Annotated in this window: 16 protein-coding genes and 1 tRNA gene; 5 read left to right on the top strand and 12 right to left on the bottom strand. The window is 70.2% G+C overall.

Going from position 1 to position 18,793, the window contains the following annotated elements:
* The first annotated feature begins 142 nt into the window (after positions 1 to 142).
* Entirely contained in the window at positions 143 to 1,282 is a 1,140-nt protein-coding gene (locus ACFQ91_RS07010) for a glycerate kinase (RefSeq protein ID WP_211978085.1), read from the top strand.
* A 2-nt stretch (positions 1,283 to 1,284) separates the two neighbouring features.
* Complete coding sequence (locus ACFQ91_RS07005) at positions 1,285 to 1,752, top strand: peroxiredoxin (protein ID WP_211978086.1); 468 nt, start codon at positions 1,285 to 1,287, stop codon at positions 1,750 to 1,752.
* Positions 1,753 to 1,841: 89 nt separating this feature from the next.
* Here ACFQ91_RS07005 and allB read toward each other — a convergent pair whose 3' ends face one another.
* The 12 genes from allB to ACFQ91_RS06945 form a co-directional block, all read right to left on the bottom strand.
* Positions 1,842 to 3,227, bottom strand: a complete 1,386-nt coding sequence (gene allB / locus ACFQ91_RS07000) for an allantoinase AllB (protein WP_211978087.1) — start codon at positions 3,225 to 3,227, stop codon at positions 1,842 to 1,844.
* 114 nt (positions 3,228 to 3,341) lie between these two features.
* Entirely contained in the window at positions 3,342 to 5,138 is a 1,797-nt protein-coding gene (gcl, locus tag ACFQ91_RS06995) for a glyoxylate carboligase (protein WP_211978088.1), read from the bottom strand.
* Positions 5,138 to 6,115 carry a 2-hydroxy-3-oxopropionate reductase gene (locus ACFQ91_RS06990; protein WP_282959878.1) on the bottom strand — a complete coding sequence of 326 codons (978 nt, stop codon included), beginning with the start codon at positions 6,113 to 6,115 and terminating at the stop codon, positions 5,138 to 5,140. Before ACFQ91_RS06990 ends, gcl begins: the two co-directional genes overlap by 1 nt.
* Entirely contained in the window at positions 6,112 to 6,945 is an 834-nt protein-coding gene (locus ACFQ91_RS06985; RefSeq protein ID WP_344258470.1) for a TIM barrel protein, read from the bottom strand. Before ACFQ91_RS06985 ends, ACFQ91_RS06990 begins: the two co-directional genes overlap by 4 nt.
* Before the next feature lie 80 nt (positions 6,946 to 7,025).
* Complete coding sequence (gene guaD, locus ACFQ91_RS06980) at positions 7,026 to 8,312, bottom strand: guanine deaminase (RefSeq protein ID WP_344251408.1); 1,287 nt, start codon at positions 8,310 to 8,312, stop codon at positions 7,026 to 7,028.
* Between the two features lie 40 nt (positions 8,313 to 8,352).
* Positions 8,353 to 9,129: a xanthine dehydrogenase accessory protein XdhC gene (xdhC, locus tag ACFQ91_RS06975; RefSeq protein ID WP_344258472.1), complete on the bottom strand. Its 777-nt coding sequence runs from the start codon at positions 9,127 to 9,129 to the stop codon at positions 8,353 to 8,355.
* 5 nt (positions 9,130 to 9,134) lie between these two features.
* Positions 9,135 to 11,480, bottom strand: a complete 2,346-nt coding sequence (gene xdhB, locus ACFQ91_RS06970; protein ID WP_344251410.1) for a xanthine dehydrogenase molybdopterin binding subunit — start codon at positions 11,478 to 11,480, stop codon at positions 9,135 to 9,137.
* Positions 11,477 to 12,922, bottom strand: coding sequence for an FAD binding domain-containing protein (locus ACFQ91_RS06965; protein ID WP_344251411.1), 1,446 nt, complete (start codon positions 12,920 to 12,922; stop codon positions 11,477 to 11,479). The genes xdhB and ACFQ91_RS06965 overlap by 4 nt, the downstream gene beginning before the upstream one ends.
* A 193-nt stretch (positions 12,923 to 13,115) precedes the next feature.
* Complete coding sequence (locus ACFQ91_RS06960) at positions 13,116 to 14,597, bottom strand: NCS2 family permease (RefSeq protein ID WP_232623839.1); 1,482 nt, start codon at positions 14,595 to 14,597, stop codon at positions 13,116 to 13,118.
* A gap of 250 nt (positions 14,598 to 14,847) precedes the next feature.
* Positions 14,848 to 14,938: transfer RNA gene (locus ACFQ91_RS06955), tRNA-Ser, on the bottom strand.
* Positions 14,939 to 14,996: 58 nt separating this feature from the next.
* The gene (locus ACFQ91_RS06950; RefSeq protein WP_344251412.1) at positions 14,997 to 15,434 is read right to left on the bottom strand and encodes a nucleoside deaminase; all 438 of its coding nucleotides are present in this window, start codon (positions 15,432 to 15,434) and stop codon (positions 14,997 to 14,999) included.
* 59 nt (positions 15,435 to 15,493) lie between these two features.
* Positions 15,494 to 16,051 (bottom strand): tRNA adenosine deaminase-associated protein, encoded by a 558-nt coding sequence (locus tag ACFQ91_RS06945; protein WP_344251413.1) that lies wholly within the window; start codon positions 16,049 to 16,051, stop codon positions 15,494 to 15,496.
* 60 nt (positions 16,052 to 16,111) lie between these two features.
* Between ACFQ91_RS06945 and upp the strand changes: the two genes are divergently transcribed.
* The 3 genes from upp to ACFQ91_RS06930 all read left to right on the top strand — a co-directional run bounded on the left by upp (position 16,112) and on the right by ACFQ91_RS06930 (position 18,792).
* Positions 16,112 to 16,750 carry a uracil phosphoribosyltransferase gene (upp, locus tag ACFQ91_RS06940; RefSeq protein WP_198500579.1) on the top strand — a complete coding sequence of 213 codons (639 nt, stop codon included), beginning with the start codon at positions 16,112 to 16,114 and terminating at the stop codon, positions 16,748 to 16,750.
* A gap of 235 nt (positions 16,751 to 16,985) precedes the next feature.
* Positions 16,986 to 17,747, top strand: a complete 762-nt coding sequence (locus ACFQ91_RS06935) for a winged helix-turn-helix domain-containing protein (protein ID WP_198500578.1) — start codon at positions 16,986 to 16,988, stop codon at positions 17,745 to 17,747.
* A 103-nt stretch (positions 17,748 to 17,850) separates the two neighbouring features.
* Positions 17,851 to 18,792, top strand: a complete 942-nt coding sequence (locus ACFQ91_RS06930; protein ID WP_344251414.1) for an endonuclease/exonuclease/phosphatase family protein — start codon at positions 17,851 to 17,853, stop codon at positions 18,790 to 18,792.
* The last annotated feature ends 1 nt before the right edge of the window (position 18,793 follow it).

The raw sequence follows: 18,793 nt of genomic DNA, 5'->3' as shown, positions 1-18,793 counted from the left end.
GCCTCTCGCCGGGATGTCAAATCCTTTTTCCGCACCGCGCAGTCGATTTCGGAAAGTTTCTTCCGTATCATGAACAGCGACGGCGCCGATCGCGGTGCCATCGACAGTGGTGTCGAGAGAATCGGTGAGGTTGAATGTGGCTATGACTCCGACGATCGTCTGCGCCCCCGATTCCTTCAAGGGCTCCGCCGGCGCACCCGCGGCCGCGGCGGCGCTCGCGCGCGGGGCCCGGCAGGCCTTCCCGGCCGCGACGATCACCGAGCTGCCCTTCGCCGACGGCGGCGAGGGCACCCTCGAGGCCCTCCTCGCGGTGTGGGGAACGCCGGCGCGCACCGTCGACGTCGTCGACGCCCTCGGCCGTCCGACGACCGCCCGCTACGGGCTCTCCGCCGATGGCAGGACCGCGGTCATCGAAGCCGCCCAGGCCAACGGCCTCCCCCAGGTCTCCGACGTCCCCCTCGACCCCGAACGCGCCGGCACGTACGGCGTCGGCCTCATCGCCGCCCAGGTGCTTAACGACGGCGTCGACGAGATCCTCCTGTGCATCGGCGGCTCGGCGAGCACCGACGGCGGCGCCGGGATCGTCGCGGCCCTCGGCGCCGCCCTCACCGACTCCGCCGGGGAGCCGATCGCCCCCGGCGGCGGCGGACTCTCCGGACTCGCCGCCGTCGACGCCTCCGGTCTCGACCCGCGCGCCCGCACCGTGTCGTGGCGCATCGCCGTCGACGTCGACAATCCGCTCACCGGCCCGCGCGGGGCAGCGGCCGTCTTCGGCCCGCAGAAGGGCGCCGACGCCGCGACCGTGACGCGCCTCGATGACAACCTCGCCCATTTCGCCGAGGTGCTCGGCAGCGAGCATGCCGCGACCCCCGGGTTCGGGGCGGCCGGGGGGATCCCGCTGGCGCTCACCGCGCTCCTCGGCGCCGAGGTCGTCCCGGGCTCGCGCATGGTCGCCGAGGCGGTCGGGCTCACCGAGGCCCTCGCCGGCGCCGACCTCGTCCTCACCGGCGAGGGATCGTTCGACTCCCAGTCTCTCGGGGGCAAGGTCGTCGCGGCCGTGCGGGACCACAGCCCTGCCTCGGCGAGCATCATCGTCGTCGCCGGACGCGTCGGACTCACCCCCGCCGAGTGCCGGGAGGCCGGCATCACCGCCGCGCTCTCGATCGCGCCCGGACCGGCGGACCTCCCCGAACTCTCGGCACGCGCCGAGGAGCTCATCGAAGCGACCGCCGCGCACGCGTGTGCGCTCGTGGCGGCCGGACACCAACAGAAAGGGCACTGATCATGGCGAACACACTCACTGTCGGACAGCAGGCACCGGACTTCTCCCTGCAGGATGCGAACGGACGGACCCATTCGAAGGCGGACCTGAGCGGCAAGCGCTTCATCCTCTACTTCTACCCGAAGGCGGCGACGCCGGGCTGCACGACCGAGGCGTGCGACTTCCGCGACAACCTCGCGTCGCTGACCGCGGCGGGCTTCGAGGTGCTCGGGGTCTCCCCCGACGGCCCCGAGGCGCTCCAGGCCTTCGCCGCAGACGAATCGCTGACCTTCCCGCTGCTCTCCGACCCGGATGCGGCCGTCGCGAAGGCCTACGGCAGCTACGGGGAGAAGACCATCGGCGATCGGACCGTCGAGGGCACGCTGCGCTCGACCTTCGTCGTCGACGAGTCGGGTGCGCTCAGCCTCGCCGAGTACAACGTCTCCGCCGACGGCCACGTCCGCCGCCTCCGCGAGACCCTCGACGTCTGACCCGAGACGTCTGACCCGAGACAGCCCTCCGGGCGCTCAGCCGCGTGACTGAGCGCCCGGAGGGCTGTTCAGGCGGGATCGCTCGGCGCTCAGCGAGCGGTGAGGAGCCTGCCGTGCGGGACAGTGAAGTCGACGGGAGCACCGCCGAGCAGCGTGTCGGTGACCCGGCCGCGGACGACGCGCTGATCGTACGCGGTGATCTGGTTGCGGTGGTAGAGCTCGGTCGCCGACACCGTCCACTCCTCGTCGGGAGCGAAGACGGCGAAGTCGGCGTCGCCGCCCACGGCGATCGCGCCCTTGCCCGTGACACGGGCGACGGCGGCCGGGGCCGCGGACATCCAGCGGACCACCTCGGCGAGATCGATGCCGCGCCGCGCCGCCTCCGTCCACACGAGCGAGAGGCCGAGCTGCAGGGACGAGATCCCGCCCCACGCGGCACCGAAGTCACCGGAGTCGAGGAGTTTGAGCTCGGCCGTCGACGGCGAGTGGTCGGAGACGATGCAGTCGATGGTCCCGTCGATGAGTCCCTGCCACAGCGCCTCGCGGTTGGACTCCTCCCGGATCGGCGGGCAGCACTTGTGGGTCGTCGCCCCGTCGGGGATCTCCTCGGCGGTGAGGACGAGGTAGTGCGGGCACGTCTCGACGGTGAGCCTCACCCCCTCGGCCTTCGCCGCGGCGATCTGCGGCAGGGCGTCGGCCGAGGACAGGTGGAGGATGTGGGCCCGCCCGCCGGTCTCCCGCGCCGCCTCGATGACGTGGGCGATCGCGACGTTCTCGGCCTCGCGCGGACGCGAGGCGAGGAAGTCGGCGAACTTCTGGCCGTGCGCCGTCGGCGCCGTGGCCATGACTCCGTGGTCCTCGGCGTGGACGATGAGGAGACCGTCGAAGCTCGCGATCTCGGCGAGGTCGGCCGTCATCTCCGCAGGCGTCAGCGGCGGGAACTCCTCGACTCCGGAGTCCTCGAGGAAGCACTTGAACCCGTAGACTCCGGCGTCGTGGAGGGGGCGCAGATCGTCGCGGTTGCCGGGGATCGCCCCACCCCAGAAGCCGACGTCGACGAAGGCCTTGGGACCGGCGACGGCCCGCTTCGTCTCCAGCGCCGCGACGTCGACGGTCGGCGGCAGGGAGTTGAGCGGCATGTCGACGATCGTCGTCACCCCGCCGGCGGCCGCGGCCCGGGTCGCCGAGGCGAATCCCTCCCACTCGCTGCGGCCGGGGTCGTTGACGTGGACGTGGGTGTCGACGAGCCCGGGCAGGAGCACGCGGGTGTCGTCGACCTCGACGATCCGCGTGTCCGCCGAGGCGGTCGCCGCAAGGTCCTCGCCGTCGGCGGCGACCGCGACGATGACGCCGTCCCTGACCGCCACCTCGGCGGGTCCGACGCCTGCGGGCAGGATCGCCCGGCGGGCGCGGATGATGAGATCGACCGCCTCGGTGCCGGTCCCGGCATCGGTCGCAGTGGTGGGTGTGCTCATGGATTCCTCCTCAGTGTCCCGACGACTCAGTGTCCCGGCGACTCAGTGTCCCGCCGACCGTCGGCTGCCCCGCTCACGGGGCCATGGTATACCGAAGCACCGGTGCGGTGCTCCTCACTTCGCCGCGACGAGCTCGCTCAGCGGGGTGAGCGCCGTCGGGGCATCGGCCGGGGTCTGCGCGAGGACGTCGAACTCGTTGATCGCGTCGAGCGCGAGACCCATCGAGATGTTCGTGACGCGCTCGAGGATGATCTCGACGACGACGGGCACCTGGTGCTCCTCCATGAGCTCCTTGGCCACCCGCAGACCCTCGCCGATGAGCTCGGGGTCCTCGACGCGCAGCGCCTTGCAGCCGAGCCCCTGCGCGACGGCGACGTGGTCGACGCCGTAGCCCGCGGACTCCCCGGAGGCGTTGATGTTGTCGAAGGCGAGCGAGACCTGATAGTCCATCTCGAATCCGCGCTGCGACTGCCGGATGAGGCCGAGGTAGGAGTTGTTGACGACGACGTGGACGTAGGGGATCTTGTGCTGCGCCCCGACGGCGAGCTCCTCGATCATGAACTGGAAGTCGTAGTCGCCGGAGAGCGCGACGACCGTCTCCCCCGGTTTGCCCTTCGCGACGCCGAGCGCCGCCGGTCCCGTCCAGCCGAGCGGACCCGCCTGGCCGGCGTTGATCCAGTGCCGGGGCCGGTAGACGTGGAGCATCTGCGCGCCCGCGATCTGGCTGAGCCCGATCGTCGAGACGTACGTGACGTCCTCGCCGAAGGCCGCGTTCATCTCCTGGTAGACGCGCTGCGGCTTGATCGGCTTCTCCGTGTAGTTCGTCTTCCGGTGCTCCGTCGCCTTCCGCGCCGTGCACTGGCCGGCCCACTCCGTGAAGTCCGGCAGCGCCGCGGCGCCCGTGCGTGCCCGCGCGGCCGCGAGCAGGGCGTCGAGGGCGGCACCGGCGTCGGAGACGACGCCGTAGTCCGGCGCGAAGACGCGCCCGATCTGCGTCGGCTCGATGTCGATGTGGACGAACGTCCGACCCTTGCGGTAGACGGCGAGGTCGCCGGTGTGGCGGTTGGCCCACCGGTTGCCGATGCCGATGACGAGGTCGGAGTCGAGGAACGAGGCGTTGCCGTAGCGCACATGCGTCTGGATGCCGACCATGCCGGCGGCCAGCGGGTGGCTGTCGGGGATCGTCCCCCAGCCCATGAGCGTCGGCGAGACGGGGATCGAGGTGAGCTCGGCGAATTCGACGAGGCGATCCGCGGCATCGGCATTGATGATCCCGCCGCCGGCGATGATGAGCGGGTGCTTCGCCGCGGCGATGAGATCGAGGATCTTCTCCGCCTGCGCCGAGGTGGCTGCCGGCTTGTCGACCCCGAGCGGTTCGTAGGTGTCGATGTCGAAGTCGATCTCCGTCTGCTGGACGTCGATCGGCAGGTCGATGAGGACGGGTCCGGGGCGGGCCGAGCGCATGAGCTGGAACGCCTTCTGGAACACGCCGGGCACCTGACCGGCTTCGAGGACGGTCTTCGCCATCTTCGTCACCGGTGCGGCGATCGCGGCGATGTCGACGGCCTGGAAGTCCTCCTTGTCGAGCACGGCCACCGGCGCCTGCCCGGTGATGCAGAGGATCGGCTGGGAGTCAGCGGCCGCGGCGTAGAGTCCGGTGATCATGTCCGTGCCGGCCGGGCCCGAGGTGCCCAGGCACACGCCGATGTTGCCGGCCGCTGCCCGGGTGTAGCCGTCGGCCATGTGCGAGGCGCCCTCGACGTGGCGGGCCAGCGTGTGGCGGATGCCGCCGTGGGCCCGCATCGCCGAGTAGAGCGGGTTGATCGCGGCACCGGGCAGGCCGAAGGTCTCGGTCGCGCCCTCCTTTTCGAGGATGAGGACGATCGCGTCGACTGCGCGCATTCTCGTCATCACGCCGCCCCTTCCTGAGCCGTGGTCTCCTGCGCCGCGGCGGTGTCGTCCGCGGCGGTGTCGCCCGAACCCGAGAGCTGTTCGACGACGGTGAGGAGACCCGAGTGGTCGAGGCCGCCGTTGCCCTGGGCGACGGTGGCGGCGACGAGCTGGGCGACGGCGGCGCCGAGCGGGATCGCCACGCCGGCCTCGCGGGCGGCGGCGGTGACGATGCCCATGTCCTTGTGGTGCAGCGCGAGGCGGAAGCCGGGGGCGAACTCGCGGTCGAGCATCTTCTGCCCCTTCTGCTCGAGCACCTTCGATCCGGCGAGACCGCCGCCGAGGACCTGGAGCGCGGAGGCGGTCTCGACGCCGTAGGCCTCGAGGAAGACGACCGCCTCGGCGAGGAGTCCGATGTTGCCGGCGACGATGAGCTGGTTCGCGGCCTTGACGGTCTGCCCCGAGCCCGAGGGTCCGACGCGGACGATCGTCTTGCCGACGGCGTCGAAGACATCCGCGGCGGCGTCGAAGTCGGCTTCCTCGCCGCCGACCATGATCGAGAGCACGCCGTCGATCGCGCCGGGCTCGCCGCCGGAGACGGGTGCGTCGAGCGGTTTGAGGCCGGCCTCCTTCGCCTGGGCGGCGAGATCCTTGGCGACATCGGGGCGGATCGTCGAGAAGTCGATCCACGTCGCACCGGCGTCAGCGGCGGCGAGGATGCCGTCGTCGCCGGTGAGCACGGCCTCGACATCGGGTGAGTCGGGGACCATCGTGATGATGAACTGGGCGCCGGCGACCGCCTCGGCGATCGAGTCCGCGGCCTCACCGCCGGCGGCGGCGAGCTCCTGCGCCTTCGCCGGGGTGCGATTGTAGCCGCGCACGGTGAAGCCGGCCTTGACGAGGTTCTTCGCCATCGGCAGTCCCATGATGCCGAGTCCGATGAATCCGATTGTTGTGCTCATGATGGAAGTCCTTACTGGTCGTAGTCGATGGGTCAGCGGGCGAGCCACGCGAAGGCGGTGTCGCGGTCCTGCTTGTACTCGAGGGCGATGCCGCCGGAGTAGCCGAGCTCGAGCGAGCGGGCGATCCAGGCCTCGAGCGGGAGCTGCCCGGTGCCCGGAGCCCCGCGGCCCTCGGCGTCGGCGATCTGGATGTGTCCGAAGCTCGCGGCCCCGGTCTCGATGGCCGCGGCGACGTCGTCGCCGTTGACGGCGAGGTGGTAGAAGTCGGCGAGGACGGCGATGTTCTCCGTCCCCGCGGCCCGCACCTGGTCGACGACGGCGGCGGCCTCGGCCGCGGTCTTGAGCGGGTAGGCCTCGGCCCCGGAGATCGGCTCGACGAGGACGGTGCCCTCGACCGCGGCGGCGACGACGGCGAGGTTCTCCAGTGCCACGGCGTCCTGCTCCTCCGGGGTCGAGTCTGCGAGCCTGAGGCCGTAGAGGGCGTTGAACGCCCGGCAGCCGGTGCGGCGGCCGATCTCGGCGACGATGGCCGCGTTCGCGGCGACGTCGGCCTGCGCGCCGGGGATCGAGATCATCCCGCGGTCGCCGCCGGCCATGTCGCCGGCCCAGAAGTTCAGCCCCTTGAGCTCGACTCCGGCGTTCTCGAGCGAGGCGACGAAGGCGTCGACCTCGTCCTGGCTCGGGGTCGGGTTGCCGTCGAAGGGCCACCAGAACTCGACCTTGTCGAAGCCTGCGTCCTTCGCCGCCTGGGCGCGCTCGAGCACCGGGAGTTCGGTGAGCAGGGTGGAGCAGTTGAGGATGTAGCTGTCTGCCTGAGTGAAGTCGAACGACATCGGGGTCTCCTTCGCGACTCTGCGAGTTTCCATATTACGGAAGTTAGTTTCCGTTGGATGAAATCAGCATACGCATCGTCGGCGCGGAGAGTCAAGACCCCTGCACCGGAGACTCAGCCCTTGACGAGCTCGCCGTCGATCCACACGCGGGAGACGTCGGCGGGGGTGCCGAGGGCGAAGATCTTCGCCAGCGCATCCTCATCGGAGCCCGCATGCGCGATGCCGACGTCGAGCGGCTGCCCGGCCGCCGGGTCGATCCACACGGCGTCGAAGCGCTTGCCCACCGACAGGTCGCCGACCTCGGCGTCCAGCCCGAGCGCTGCGGCCCCGGCCGTCGTCGCAAGGTGAAGGAGGTGCGTCGACGTCAGCGGGACGCCTCCGGCCGGGTCGAGCTGCTGCATGAAGTACGCCTGCACGCCCTCCTTGAGCAGGGAGAACCCGATGCCGGCGCCGACGTCGGAGCCGAGCGCGACCGGAACCCCGGCGTCGAGGTGGCGGCGCAGCGGGAAGAATCCGCTCGCGAGGGCGGAATTCGACGTCGGGCAGTGCGCGGCCGCAGCCCCGACCTCGGCCATCCGCGTCAGCTCCCGGTCGGTGGGGTGGACGTTGTGGGCGAGGATCGTCTGCGCGCCGAGCAGCCCGGCCCGATCGTAGGTGTCGAGGTAGTCGCGGGACTCGGGATGGATCTCTGCGACCCCGGTGATCTCGTCGCGGTTCTCGTTGAGGTGGGAGGTCACCCAGATGCCCGGGTTGTCCCTGACGAGACCGCCGCCGGCGGCGAGCAGCTCGGGTCCGGCGGAGAAGGAGAACCGCGGGGTCACCGCGAAGCGCAGCCGTCCTCTCCCGTGCCAGCGGTCGATGAGCTCCTGGCTCTCGGCCACCGAGCGGTCGACGTCGGTGAGGAGGACCTCGGGGAGGTTGCGGTCGCTGGTGACCAGTCCCGTCGTCATCCTCAGCCCCACCTCGGCGGCGGAGGCGAAGAGGATGTCGACGGCGGAGGCGAAGTGCGATCCGAAGACCATCGCCGAGGTGGTCCCCGCCGAGGTCAGGCCGGTGAGGAACTCGTGGGCCACGGCACGGGCGTAGGCGTCGTCGCCGAGCTTCGACTCCTCGGGCAGGGCCGCCTCGTCGAGCCAGTCGAGGAGCGGCTTGCCGAGGTGGCCGATCGCCCGGACCTGCGGGTAGTGGACGTGGGTGTCGACGAACCCGGGCAGGAGGACCCCTGAGCGGAGGTCGACGACCTCGGCGTAGGGGTGGCGCTCCCGCGCGGTCGCGAAGTCGGTGCGGGCGACGATGCGGCCGGCGTCGACGACGAGCGCGACATCGGCGTCGCTGCGCAGGGTGCCGCCGGTGAACGGATCGGTCGGGGTGTCGAGGATGCGGGCACGGAAGATCTGCATGGGGTGGACTCCTGAAGTCTGGAAGGTGGAATGGATCGGGTCAGGGCAGGCGGCTGAGCAGGTCGCCGGCGACGCTCACGGCGATCGTCGCCGGGCGCTTGCCGCTGACTGCGGGCAGGCCGATCGGGCACATGATCGTGTCGACGGCCTCGGGCGCATGCCCTTCGGTCTGGAGGGCCCGGCGGAAGCGCTGCCATTTCGCGCTCGAGCCGATGAGGCCGATGGAGCCTAAGTCTCCGCGCGTGAGCGCGGCGGCGCAGAGGTGGAGGTCCTCGGCGTGGTCGTGGGTCATGATGAGCACGTGCGCGCCGGCGGGCAGGCTCATCAGCACCTCTTCGCCGACGACGGCGAAGTGGCGGGTCACGGCGGCCACCGGGGCTTCGAGATGGTCGAGTTCGCTCAGCTGCTCGGGCCGCGAATCGGACACATGGAGGTCGATGTCGTGGCGGGAGAGAATGCGGGTGAGTTCGAGCCCGATGTTGCCGATCCCGAAGATCGCGACGACGGCGGGCACGGGCAGCGGTTCGAGGAGGAGGGTGACCTCTCCCCCGCAGCACTGCCGCCCGTACTGCGCCGGGGCCTTGTCGTTGAGCCGCAGGCTGAGCATCTCGGGTTCGCTCTCCCCGCCGTCGAGGAGTGCGCGGGCACGGGTGACGGCCGTCATCTCGAGATTGCCCCCGCCGATGGTCCCGAAGAGGTCATCGGCGGAGACGATCATCTTCGCACCGGCTTCCCGGGGAGCGTGCCCCCGGACCGAGGCGAGGGTGACGAGGACGGCCGGCACCCGAGCGCTGCGAAGCTCGGCTGCGGTGTCCATCCAGGTCATGACGGCACGGGCTCCCGGGAGCGGACGGCCTCGAGTGCCCAGAACACGGCCTCCGGGGTCGCCGGGGACGCGAGTTCGACGACGGTGCCCGGGGCCCCGAAGGCGCCGACGGCCTCCCGCAGGGCCTCGCGGACGGAGAACGCGAGCATGAGCGGGGGTTCGCCGACGGCCTTCGAGCCGTAGACCGCGCCCTCCTCGTGGGCCTTCTCCAGCAGCGCGACGTTGAAGACCTCGGGCATCTCGGAGAAGCTCGGGATCTTGTACGTGCTCGCGGCCTGCGTCGCCAGCCGTCCGCGGCTGGGCTTGTCGCTGTCGTCCCAGCGCAGGTCCTCGAGCGTGAGCCACCCGGCGCCCTGGACGAAGCCGCCCTCGATCTGGCCGAGGTCGATGAGCGGGGAGAGCGAATCCCCGACGTCGTGGACGATGTCGACGCGGCGCAGCGTGTACGAGCCGTCGAAGCGGCTGACCTCGACCTCGCTGACGGCCGCCCCGTACGCGAAGTACTTGAACGGCTCCCCGCGCATCTCCGAGAGGTTCCAGTGGAGTCCCTCGGTGCGGTAGAAGCCGGAGGCCGAGAGCTGGATCCGCTGGAAGTACGCGGTGTTGATGAGCTCCTCCCACGTGATCGTCTTCGCCGACGAGAGAGCGCTGACGATGCCGCGGCTGATCTCGACCTCGTGGGCGGGCGCCCCGAGGAGGCCCGCGGCGACGTGCCTGAGCCGACCGAGGATCTGCTCGCACGCGTCCTTGACGGCTCCCCCGTTGAGGTCGGAGCCGGAGCTCGCCGCCGTCGCCGAGGTGTTGGGGACCTTGTCCGTGCGCGTGGGCGCGAGCCGCACCGTCGACAGCGGGACCCCGAGACTCGTCGCCGCGACCTGGAGCATCTTCATGTGCAGGCCCTGACCCATCTCCGTGCCGCCGTGGGTGACGAGGACGGAGCCGTCCTTGTAGACGAGGACGAGGGCCCCGCCCTGGTTGAAGGCGGTGAGGTTGAAGGAGATCCCGAACTTCACCGGCGTGATCGCCAGCCCCCGCTTGACGTCGTCGTGGGCGGCGTTGAACTCGGCGATCTCCGCCCGTCGGGTCTCGACGTCGCCGGCGGCGAGCACCTGATCCCAGCACGCCTCCATCCGGTCGGGATGGCGCACGGGCTGGTAGTACGGGGTGTCCTGTCCGGCCTGGTAGAAGTTGCGGCGGCGCAGCTCGGCGGCGTCGATGCCCAGCTGCGGGGCGACGCGGCCGAGGATGTCCTCCATGACGAGCATCCCCTGCGGTCCGCCGAACCCGCGGAACGCCGTCTGCGAGGTCTTGTGGCATTTCGCGATGCGCCCGTGGACGCGGATGTTGGGCACCCAGTACGCGTTGTCGATGTGGCACATCGCGCGGGTGAGCACGGGTTCGGAGAGGTCGAGGCTCCACCCGCCGTCGGCGGTGAGCGTCGCCTCGAGGGCGAGGATCCGCCCGTCGTCGTCGAACCCGATCCGCCAGGTCGAGTGGAAGCCGTGGCGCTTGCCGGTCATCGTGATGTCGAGGGTGCGGCTCAGCCGCAGCCGCACGGGGCGGCCGGTGAGCTTCGCGCCGAGGGCGGCGAGGGCGGCGTAGCCGTGGGGCTGCATCTCCTTGCCGCCGAATCCTCCGCCCATCCGCAGGCACTGGACGGTCACCTCGTTGGCGGGGATCCCGAGGACATGGGAGACGATGTCCTGGGTCTCCGTCGGATGCTGGGTCGAGCACTGGATGAAGACCTGGCCGTTCTCGTCGACGTGGGCGAGCGAGGCCTGGGTCTCGAGGTAGAAGTGCTCCTGGCCGGCGAACTCGAACTCCCCTTCGAAGACGTGTGCGGCGTCGGCGAAGGCCCCGTCGACGTCCCCCTTGTCGATCGTCGGCTGGATGCCGTGGAAGCTGCCGGCGGCGATCGCCTCGGGGACGGTGACGAGCGACGGCAGCGGTGTGACCTCCGCGGTGACCGCCTGCGCTCCGGCCTTCGCGGCTTCGAGGTCCTCGCCGAGGACCCAGGCCAGGGGCTGGCCGAAGTACATGATCTCGTCGACGGGCAGCATCGGCTCGTCGTGTTTGACGCCCTGGTCGTTGACGCCGGGGATGTCCGCGGCGGTGATGACCCGCACGACCCCGGGCACCGCGAGGGCGGGGGCGGTGTCGAGGGAGTCGAGGCGCGCGTGCGCGTGCTCGGACCTCACCGGGAACGCGTGGAGGACGCCGGTCAGGCGCCCGACGAGGTCGTCGGTGTAGAGGGCGGCGCCGGTGACGTGGCCGAACGCGCTTTCGTGGTGGTGGCTCTCGCCGACGACGGGGTCGGCGGGGCGCTGGGACAGCTGGCTCATCGTCCGGCCTCCTCGGTCATCGCGGCGAGCTGTTCGGCGTAGAACCGCTCGAGGGAGGAGCGGAGCATCGCCGTGCGGTACTGCGCGCTCGCCCGGTGGTCGTCCATCGGCGTGCCCTCCGCGGCGAGCGTCTCCGCCGCCGCGTGGACGGTCTCGAGCGTCCAGGGCCGGCCTTCGAGCTCGGCTTCCGTCGCCCGGGCCCGCAGCGGTGTCGCGGCCACTCCGCCGAGGCCGATGCGGGCCTTGACCACCACCCCGTCGACGACGTCGACGGCGTAGCCGATCGCGACGGAGGAGATGTCGTCGAAGCGCCGCTTCGCGATCTTCTGGAACGACGTCAGGGGTGCCAGCGGCAGGGGGATCCGCACCGCGGAGATGAGTTCGCCGGGCTTCCGCACGGTCTGCCGGTAGCCGGTGAAGTAGTCGGCGAGCGGCACGGTGCGCTCACCGTCGCGCGAGGCGAGCACGAGCTCGGCTTCGAGGGCGAGGAGGGCCGGCGGGGTGTCCCCGATCGGCGACCCGGTGCCGAGGTTGCCGCCGATCGTCGCCCCGTTGCGGATGAGACGGGAGGCGAACTGCGGGAAGAGCTTGCCGAGCAGCGGCACGCTGCCGGCGAGTCCGCGTTCGACCTCGCTCAGGGTCAGGGCGGCGCCGATCTCGATGTGGTCGGCGGTGCGCCGGATGCCGCGCAGCTCGGGCAACCGGTCGATGGCGAGCAGCGACTTCGCGCGCACGCCCTTGATGTTGACCTCGACACCCCAGTCGGTGGCGCCGGCGACGAGGAGGACGTCGGGGTCGTCGGCGAGGATGCCGAGCGCCTCGGCGAGGTCGGCAGGGCGGCGATAGCGGCCCAGGTCCCCGGTCGGGGTGTCGGGGCGGTGGAGATCGGTGGGCGCCGAGGCGGGGGCGGGGTCGGCCATCCGGGCGGCCAGGGCGTCGGTGGCCTCTGGGGTGCCGAGTGCCTGTGCGGCGTCCTTGATCGGACGGTATCCGGTGCAGCGGCAGAGGTTGCCCGAGAGCGCGTGGAGATCGAACTCCTCCCGCCCGGGGCGGTAGTATTCGGCGGCCATCGAGCAGATGAAGCCGGGTGTGCAGTAGCCGCACTGGGATCCCCCGCGCACGGCCATCTCCTCGGCGACGGGGTGGATGTGGTCACCGGCCGAGAGTCCCTCGGCCGTGATGACCTCCTGGCCGTCGAGGGCCGCGGCCGGCAGGAGACAGGAATTCACCGACGTCCAGCGGGTCGTGCCGTCGCCGTCGGGTCGCGCGATGAGGATCGCGCAGGCTCCGCATTCGCCTTCCGCGCAGCCTTCCTTGGCTGCGGTCAGGCCCTCGCCGCGGAGGAAGTCGAGGGCATTGGTATGGGTGGGACCGTCGAAGTCGCGATCGGTGCCGTTGACCGAGATCCGACAGGCCGAGCGTTCTGTGGTCGACGCTGACATCGCACTCACCTCCTGCGCCTCAGCGAGGAGGCGCACAGTGCATGGTTGGAACAGTTGCGCTGGCTCTCCGAGACTTCTGGTTATCCATGCGAACAGCAGCGGAGAGCGGTCGGCGGGGCGTCATCGCCCCGCGGGCGTCAGTCGCCGTGGGCGATCTGCCCCTTCCCCCACGCGGTGTGCTCCGTCACAATGCTCATCCTCCCAAGATAGCCGAAATGGGGCCGCGAACGAAGTAGAGGACGAATCCGGCGGAGACGATCCACAGCAGCCAGTGGACGTGCTGTCCGCGACGGCTGAACGCGTGGATGAGCGCCCACGAGATGAAGCCGACGCCGATGCCGTTGGCGATCGAGTAGGTCAGCGGCATCGTCACCATGGTGAGGAAGACCGGCAGCGAGGTGCGGAAGTCGCTGAGGTCGATCTCGCGGATCTGCGTGACCATCATGGCGCCGACGACGACGAGGGCGGCGGCGCCGGCCTCCATCGGGATGACGCCGATGAGCGGGGCGAAGAACATCGAGAGGAGGAAGAGCACACCGGTGACGATCGCGGCCAGTCCGGTTCTCGCGCCTTCGGCGATGCCGGCAGCGGAGTCGACGAACACCGTGTTCGACGAGGCGGACGCGCCACCGCCGGCGACGGCGCCGAGGCCCTCGATGACGAAGGCGCTGCGGATGCGGGGGAACATGCCGTCCTTCGTCTGGAGTCCCGCGCTGCGGGCCAGACCCGTCATCGTGCCCATCGCGTCGAAGAAGTTCGTGAACACGAGGGTGAAGACGAGCATCGTCGCGGCGAGCACGCCGATGCGCTCGAAGGCTCCGAAGAGGTCGAACGCGCCGATGAGCCCGAAGTCGGGCAGCGCGACGATCTGGTCGGGCAGCTGCGGTGCGCTGAGGTTCCAGCCGGCCGGGTCGGGGTTGACCGGGTCGCCGACGGTGCCGAGCTTCGCGAACGCCTGGATGATGATCGCGGCGATCGTCGCGACGATCATGCCGATGAGGATGCCGCCGGGCACCTTCCGCGCGACGAGGACGCCGATGAGGATGAGGGCGCCGATGAACACGAGCGTCGGCAGCGACGTGATCGACCCGTCCTGTCCCAGCTGCACGGGCGGACCGGCCGGGGTCCGGGTGACGAAGCCGGAGTTGACGAACCCGATGAATGCGATGAAGAGGCCGATGCCGACCGTGATGGCGATCTTGAGCGCGTGGGGAACCGCGTTGAAGATCGCCGTGCGGATGCCGGTGGCGCCGAGGAGGACGATGATGATGCCGTTGATGATGACGAGTCCCATCGCCTCGGCCCAGGTCACCTCCTGGACGACGGAGACGGCGAGGAAGCTGTTCATCCCCAGGCCGGCGGCGAGCGCGAACGGCAGTTTGGCGATGACGCCGAAGAGGATCGTGATGAGTCCCGCGACGAGTCCGGTGACGGCCGTGAGCTGAGCGAAGTCGAGCGTGCCGCCGGCGACGTCGGCGGAGCCGCCGAGGATGAGCGGGTTGAGCACGACGATGTAGGCCATCGCGACGAAGGCGACGATGCCCCCGCGGATCTCCTGCTTGACCGAGGAACCGCGCTTGGTTATCTCGAAGAATCTGTCCAGTGCGCCCGAACTGCGGGCGGCGGCGTCCGTGTCCTGCCGCTGGTCGTCGTTCGACACTTCTTTGTCTGCCATTGTCATGGACCACCTCAAACTGTTCGATTTGGTCGGCTGTGACATCGTCGTCGCAGCCCTGCGCCTTGAACATGCGCAACGAAAGAGAAGTATCCTTCCATGATGCGGAAAAATATTTCTATTTCATCCCGACAGTCTCGCGTCTCACGGTCGGTGTGTCAATCGTCACAGGCGAAGTGCAACCCATTCGAGACCCTGGCCGCGACGGGCCCGGACACACGAAAACCCCCGGCTGACCAGGGGTTTTCATTGGCGGTGGCGGTGGGATTTGAACCCACGGTACGGGGTTACCGTACACAACATTTCGAGTGTTGCACCTTCGGCCGCTCGGACACGCCACCGCCGACAACAATACAGTCGGTGCCGGGAGCGGGCCAAATCGGATCGGGGTGAGTGCGGTCACGTCCCCCGCTTGGCCGTGAAGAAGTCGCTGAGCAGGGCCGCCGCCGCGCTCTCCTGCACCCCGGAGTAGACCTCGGGGTGGTGGAGCGCCGCCCGATCGCGCGGCAGATCCCACACCGACCCGACGGCTCCGGCCTTCTCGTCGAAGGCGCCGAAGACGAGGCGGGCGACCCGGGCGCCGATGAGCGCTCCGGCGCACATCGCGCACGGCTCGAGGGTGACGACGAGGGTGCACCCGTCGAGGCGCCACCGCCCGGTCGTCGCGGCGGCCTGCCGCAGGGCCAGCAGCTCGGCATGGCCGAGCGGATCCTCGTCGACCTCCCGCCGGTTGTGGCCGGTCCCGATGACCCGACCCTCGCGGTCGAGGACGACGGCCCCGACGGGAACGTCGTCGTGCGCGGGTGCCCGGGCCGCCTCGGCGAGGGCGAGGGCCATCCACGCGGAGAAGTGCGCATGCCCGCCGAAGCCGAGCTCATCGGCACGGGTGTCGTGGCTCAGCGGGCGGCCTCGAGCTGATCGGCGAAGCCGACGGTCTCCCCGACGTGGGCGACGACGCGCGCCGGATCCGAGGGGTACTTCTCGACCTGCTCGATGAGGTCGGCGGGAGTCAGACCGCGGTCGGCGAAGATGTCGGCGTCGCCGCCCCATTCGCCGTCGCCGTCGAAGTCGAGCATCTCGACCTCGTCCTCGACGTCGTCGTCCTCGTCATCGGCGTCCGGCTCCTCCGCATCGAGCCCGAACTCCTCCTCGGGTTCGGCCTCGTACGCGTCGTCCGGGGAGTCGAGGTAGTCGGCGAAGATCTCCGCGAACGGGCTGAGCTCGGCGGCGCCGAGATCCGAGATGAAGACCTTGACCTCGTTGTCCGCGGCGAGGCGGACGAGACCGAACCATTCGTCCTCGTGTTCGATGACGGCGACGGCCTCCCCGTCATCGGTTCCCGCACTCCGCATCATGTCGACAAGGCTGTCGAGGTCCGTGGCGTCGCGGACGTCGACATCGAGAGCGCGGAATCCGTCGCTCGACTCGGCAAGGATCTCAGTGAAGTAGGACATGACTCCATTGTGGACTCTTCCCCCGGCTTTCACCACAGCCGATTCCCGTACCATCTGAGTATGCGCCTTCACGTAGCCGACCACCCCCTCATCGCCCACAAGCTCAGCGTTCTCCGAGATGAGAACACCGATTCCGCGCGCTTCCGGCAGCTCACCGAGGAGCTCGTCATGCTGCTCGCCTACGAGGCGACCAGGTCCCTGGCCGTTGAGGACCGGGAGGTCACGACACCGGTGGCGACGTTCACCGGGACTCGGATGGCCGAACCCCGTCCCGTCGTCGTCCCGATCCTGCGCGCGGGCCTCGGCATGCTCGACGGGATGCTGCGCATCCTCCCCACCGCCGAGGTGGGCTTCCTCGGGATGGTCCGCGACGAGGAGACCTTCGAGCCGACCGCGTACGCCGATCGCCTGCCCGACGACCTCAGCGGACGTCAGATCTTCGTCGTCGACCCGATGCTTGCCACCGGCGGGACCCTGGCGATGGCCATCGACTTCCTGCTCGCCCGCGGCGCCCGCGACGTCACCGCCGTCTGCCTCGTCTCCGCACCGGAGGGCGTCGAGCGCATCGAACGCGACTACGGGGCCTCGGCGAACGTCGAGATCTACACCGCCGCCCTCGACGAGCGCCTCAACGAGCTCGGCTACATCGTGCCCGGCCTCGGCGACGCCGGCGACCGGATGTACGGCATCGTCGACTGAACGATCTCGTCACAAAACTTCACACTCGTCTCAGAACCCGGCGATCCTTTGCCCGGGTGCGCGCATGTGACGAATAATGAAGGCATGACCTCTGCGAATCACGAAGCGCGAATGCGCGCGGCATCGATGTGTATGCCCTGCGTTCGTCGTCGGTGATCGCCCTTCCGCTGTCCGGCTGCGAACGAGTGCAGACACGTCGCGCAGCGGACTCCATCGCATCACCCAGAGGACAGACATGCCGAATCCCGAACCGAACTACGTCCACCCCCGCAGCGCTGTCGCGGTGCGCCGCGCCGGTGCCAGGCTGAGCGCCGTGGACCCGCAGAACCCGCCGCACACCTACGGCCCCTCCGGGGTCGTGCCCTCGCCGAAGGCGGCGCGCGGCATCATCGTCTACATCGGCCTCGACGAGTCGAAGGCCGCCGCGGACGGCACGAACCTCTCCGCGATCGCCGGTGAGCTCCAGGCGTACGCGAAGGAGCTCGCCTCCCAGGCCGAGACCCAGGCCGTCATCGCCCTGGCCCCCGAGGGCCGCGGCAGCGACATCGACGCCGTGCGCGCCGTCGCCAACGGCTCCCCCGCCGCGTCGGGAACCCCGGCCGGCAGCCACGGCCCGGTGCGCTCCCGGATTCCCAACCGCATCCATCCGCCGACCCTGCGCGAGACCGAGGCCGGACCCGCCGAGCGCCTGCGCATCGACATCCCGCGCCGCGAGGTCCGCATCGACGGCGATCTCGTCGATGTCACGACGAAGGAGTTCGACCTCCTCGCCACCCTCGTCTCCCATGCCGATGAGACGCTGCCGCGCGAGGCCCTCATCGCCGCCGTGTGGTCGGGGGCCGAGGAACCGGACGAGCGCACCGTCGACGTCCACATCCGCCGACTGCGCCGCCGCCTCGGCGAGCACTCCTCGGTCATCCGCACGATGCGCGGCGCCGGCTACCGCTACGACACGCATCCCGACGTCACCGTGTGGTCGGCCACAGCACATCGGTGACCCGGCCATCGGTGATCCAGCCCATCGGTGAACCAGCACTGAGACGCACGTCGCACGGCCCGTCCAGCAGGAGGCCAGGGTTCGCGGTTAAGATTCCTAATCGATGAATCAGCCATACCCCAGGCCCGCGCGCGCACGGAAGTCCGCGAAGGGCATCACCGCACTCGTCGTCGGCCTGCTCTACTCCGCGTTCCTCGTCCTCCACGAGCTGCTGCCCGCCCGCGGCGGCATCGCCCTGCTCGTCGAGAGCATCCTGCCGTGGACGGGGATCATCATCGGGCTCGTCCTGCTCATGATGCTCTTCCGGTTCTCCGTGCTCTCGGTCATCGGCGTGCTCGTCCCCGCGCTCGTGTGGGGCGTGATGTTCGGCGGTCCGCTCCTGCCGGCGCGCGATGCCGGCACCCCGGACCTCACCGTCGCCACGCAGAACGTCGGGGCCCGCCTGCCGGAGCCGACGGCCACGGCGCAGAACATCGTCGCCGCCGATCCCGACATTGTCACGATGCAGGAGCTCGCGTCACTGTCCGGGCAGATCATCCAGGACGAGCTCAATGCCTCGTTCGCCCACTCGGAGGTCATCGACACCCTCGGCGTGTGGTCGAAGTGGCCGATGTCGACGCCGGAGGAGATCGACCTCGGACTGCAGTGGCCGCGCGCCTTCGCGACGACGATCGCCACCGATCACGGCGACATCCGGTTCTACGCCGTCCACATGCCCTCGGTGCGGCCGGGCCAGGAGGGAATGCGCAACGCCGCTCTGCGCCGGCTCTCGACCGTCATCGAGGGCGATGACGCGGAGCAGATCATCGTCGCCGGCGACTTCAACACCGCGTCGACGGATCGGAACTTCGACGAGCTCGTCCCGCCGCTTCAGGACACCCGCGTCGAGGCGCGCGGGGGCTTCGGCTTCACGTGGCCGGCGCAGTTCCCCGTCACCCGCCTCGACCACATCCTCTACCGCGGGTTCACCGCGACCTCGGACAGGGTCCTCGGGGAGGGCACGAGCGACCACCGCGCGGTCATCGCCGGGCTCGATCTCGCCTGAG

It is taken from the genome of Brevibacterium sp. NPDC056726 (assembly GCF_042790515.1).
Lineage (GTDB): Bacteria > Actinomycetota > Actinomycetes > Actinomycetales > Brevibacteriaceae > Brevibacterium > Brevibacterium sanguinis.
The sequence above is the reverse complement of the archived record's forward strand: the minus strand, read 5'-3'. Positions and strand labels throughout refer to the sequence as shown.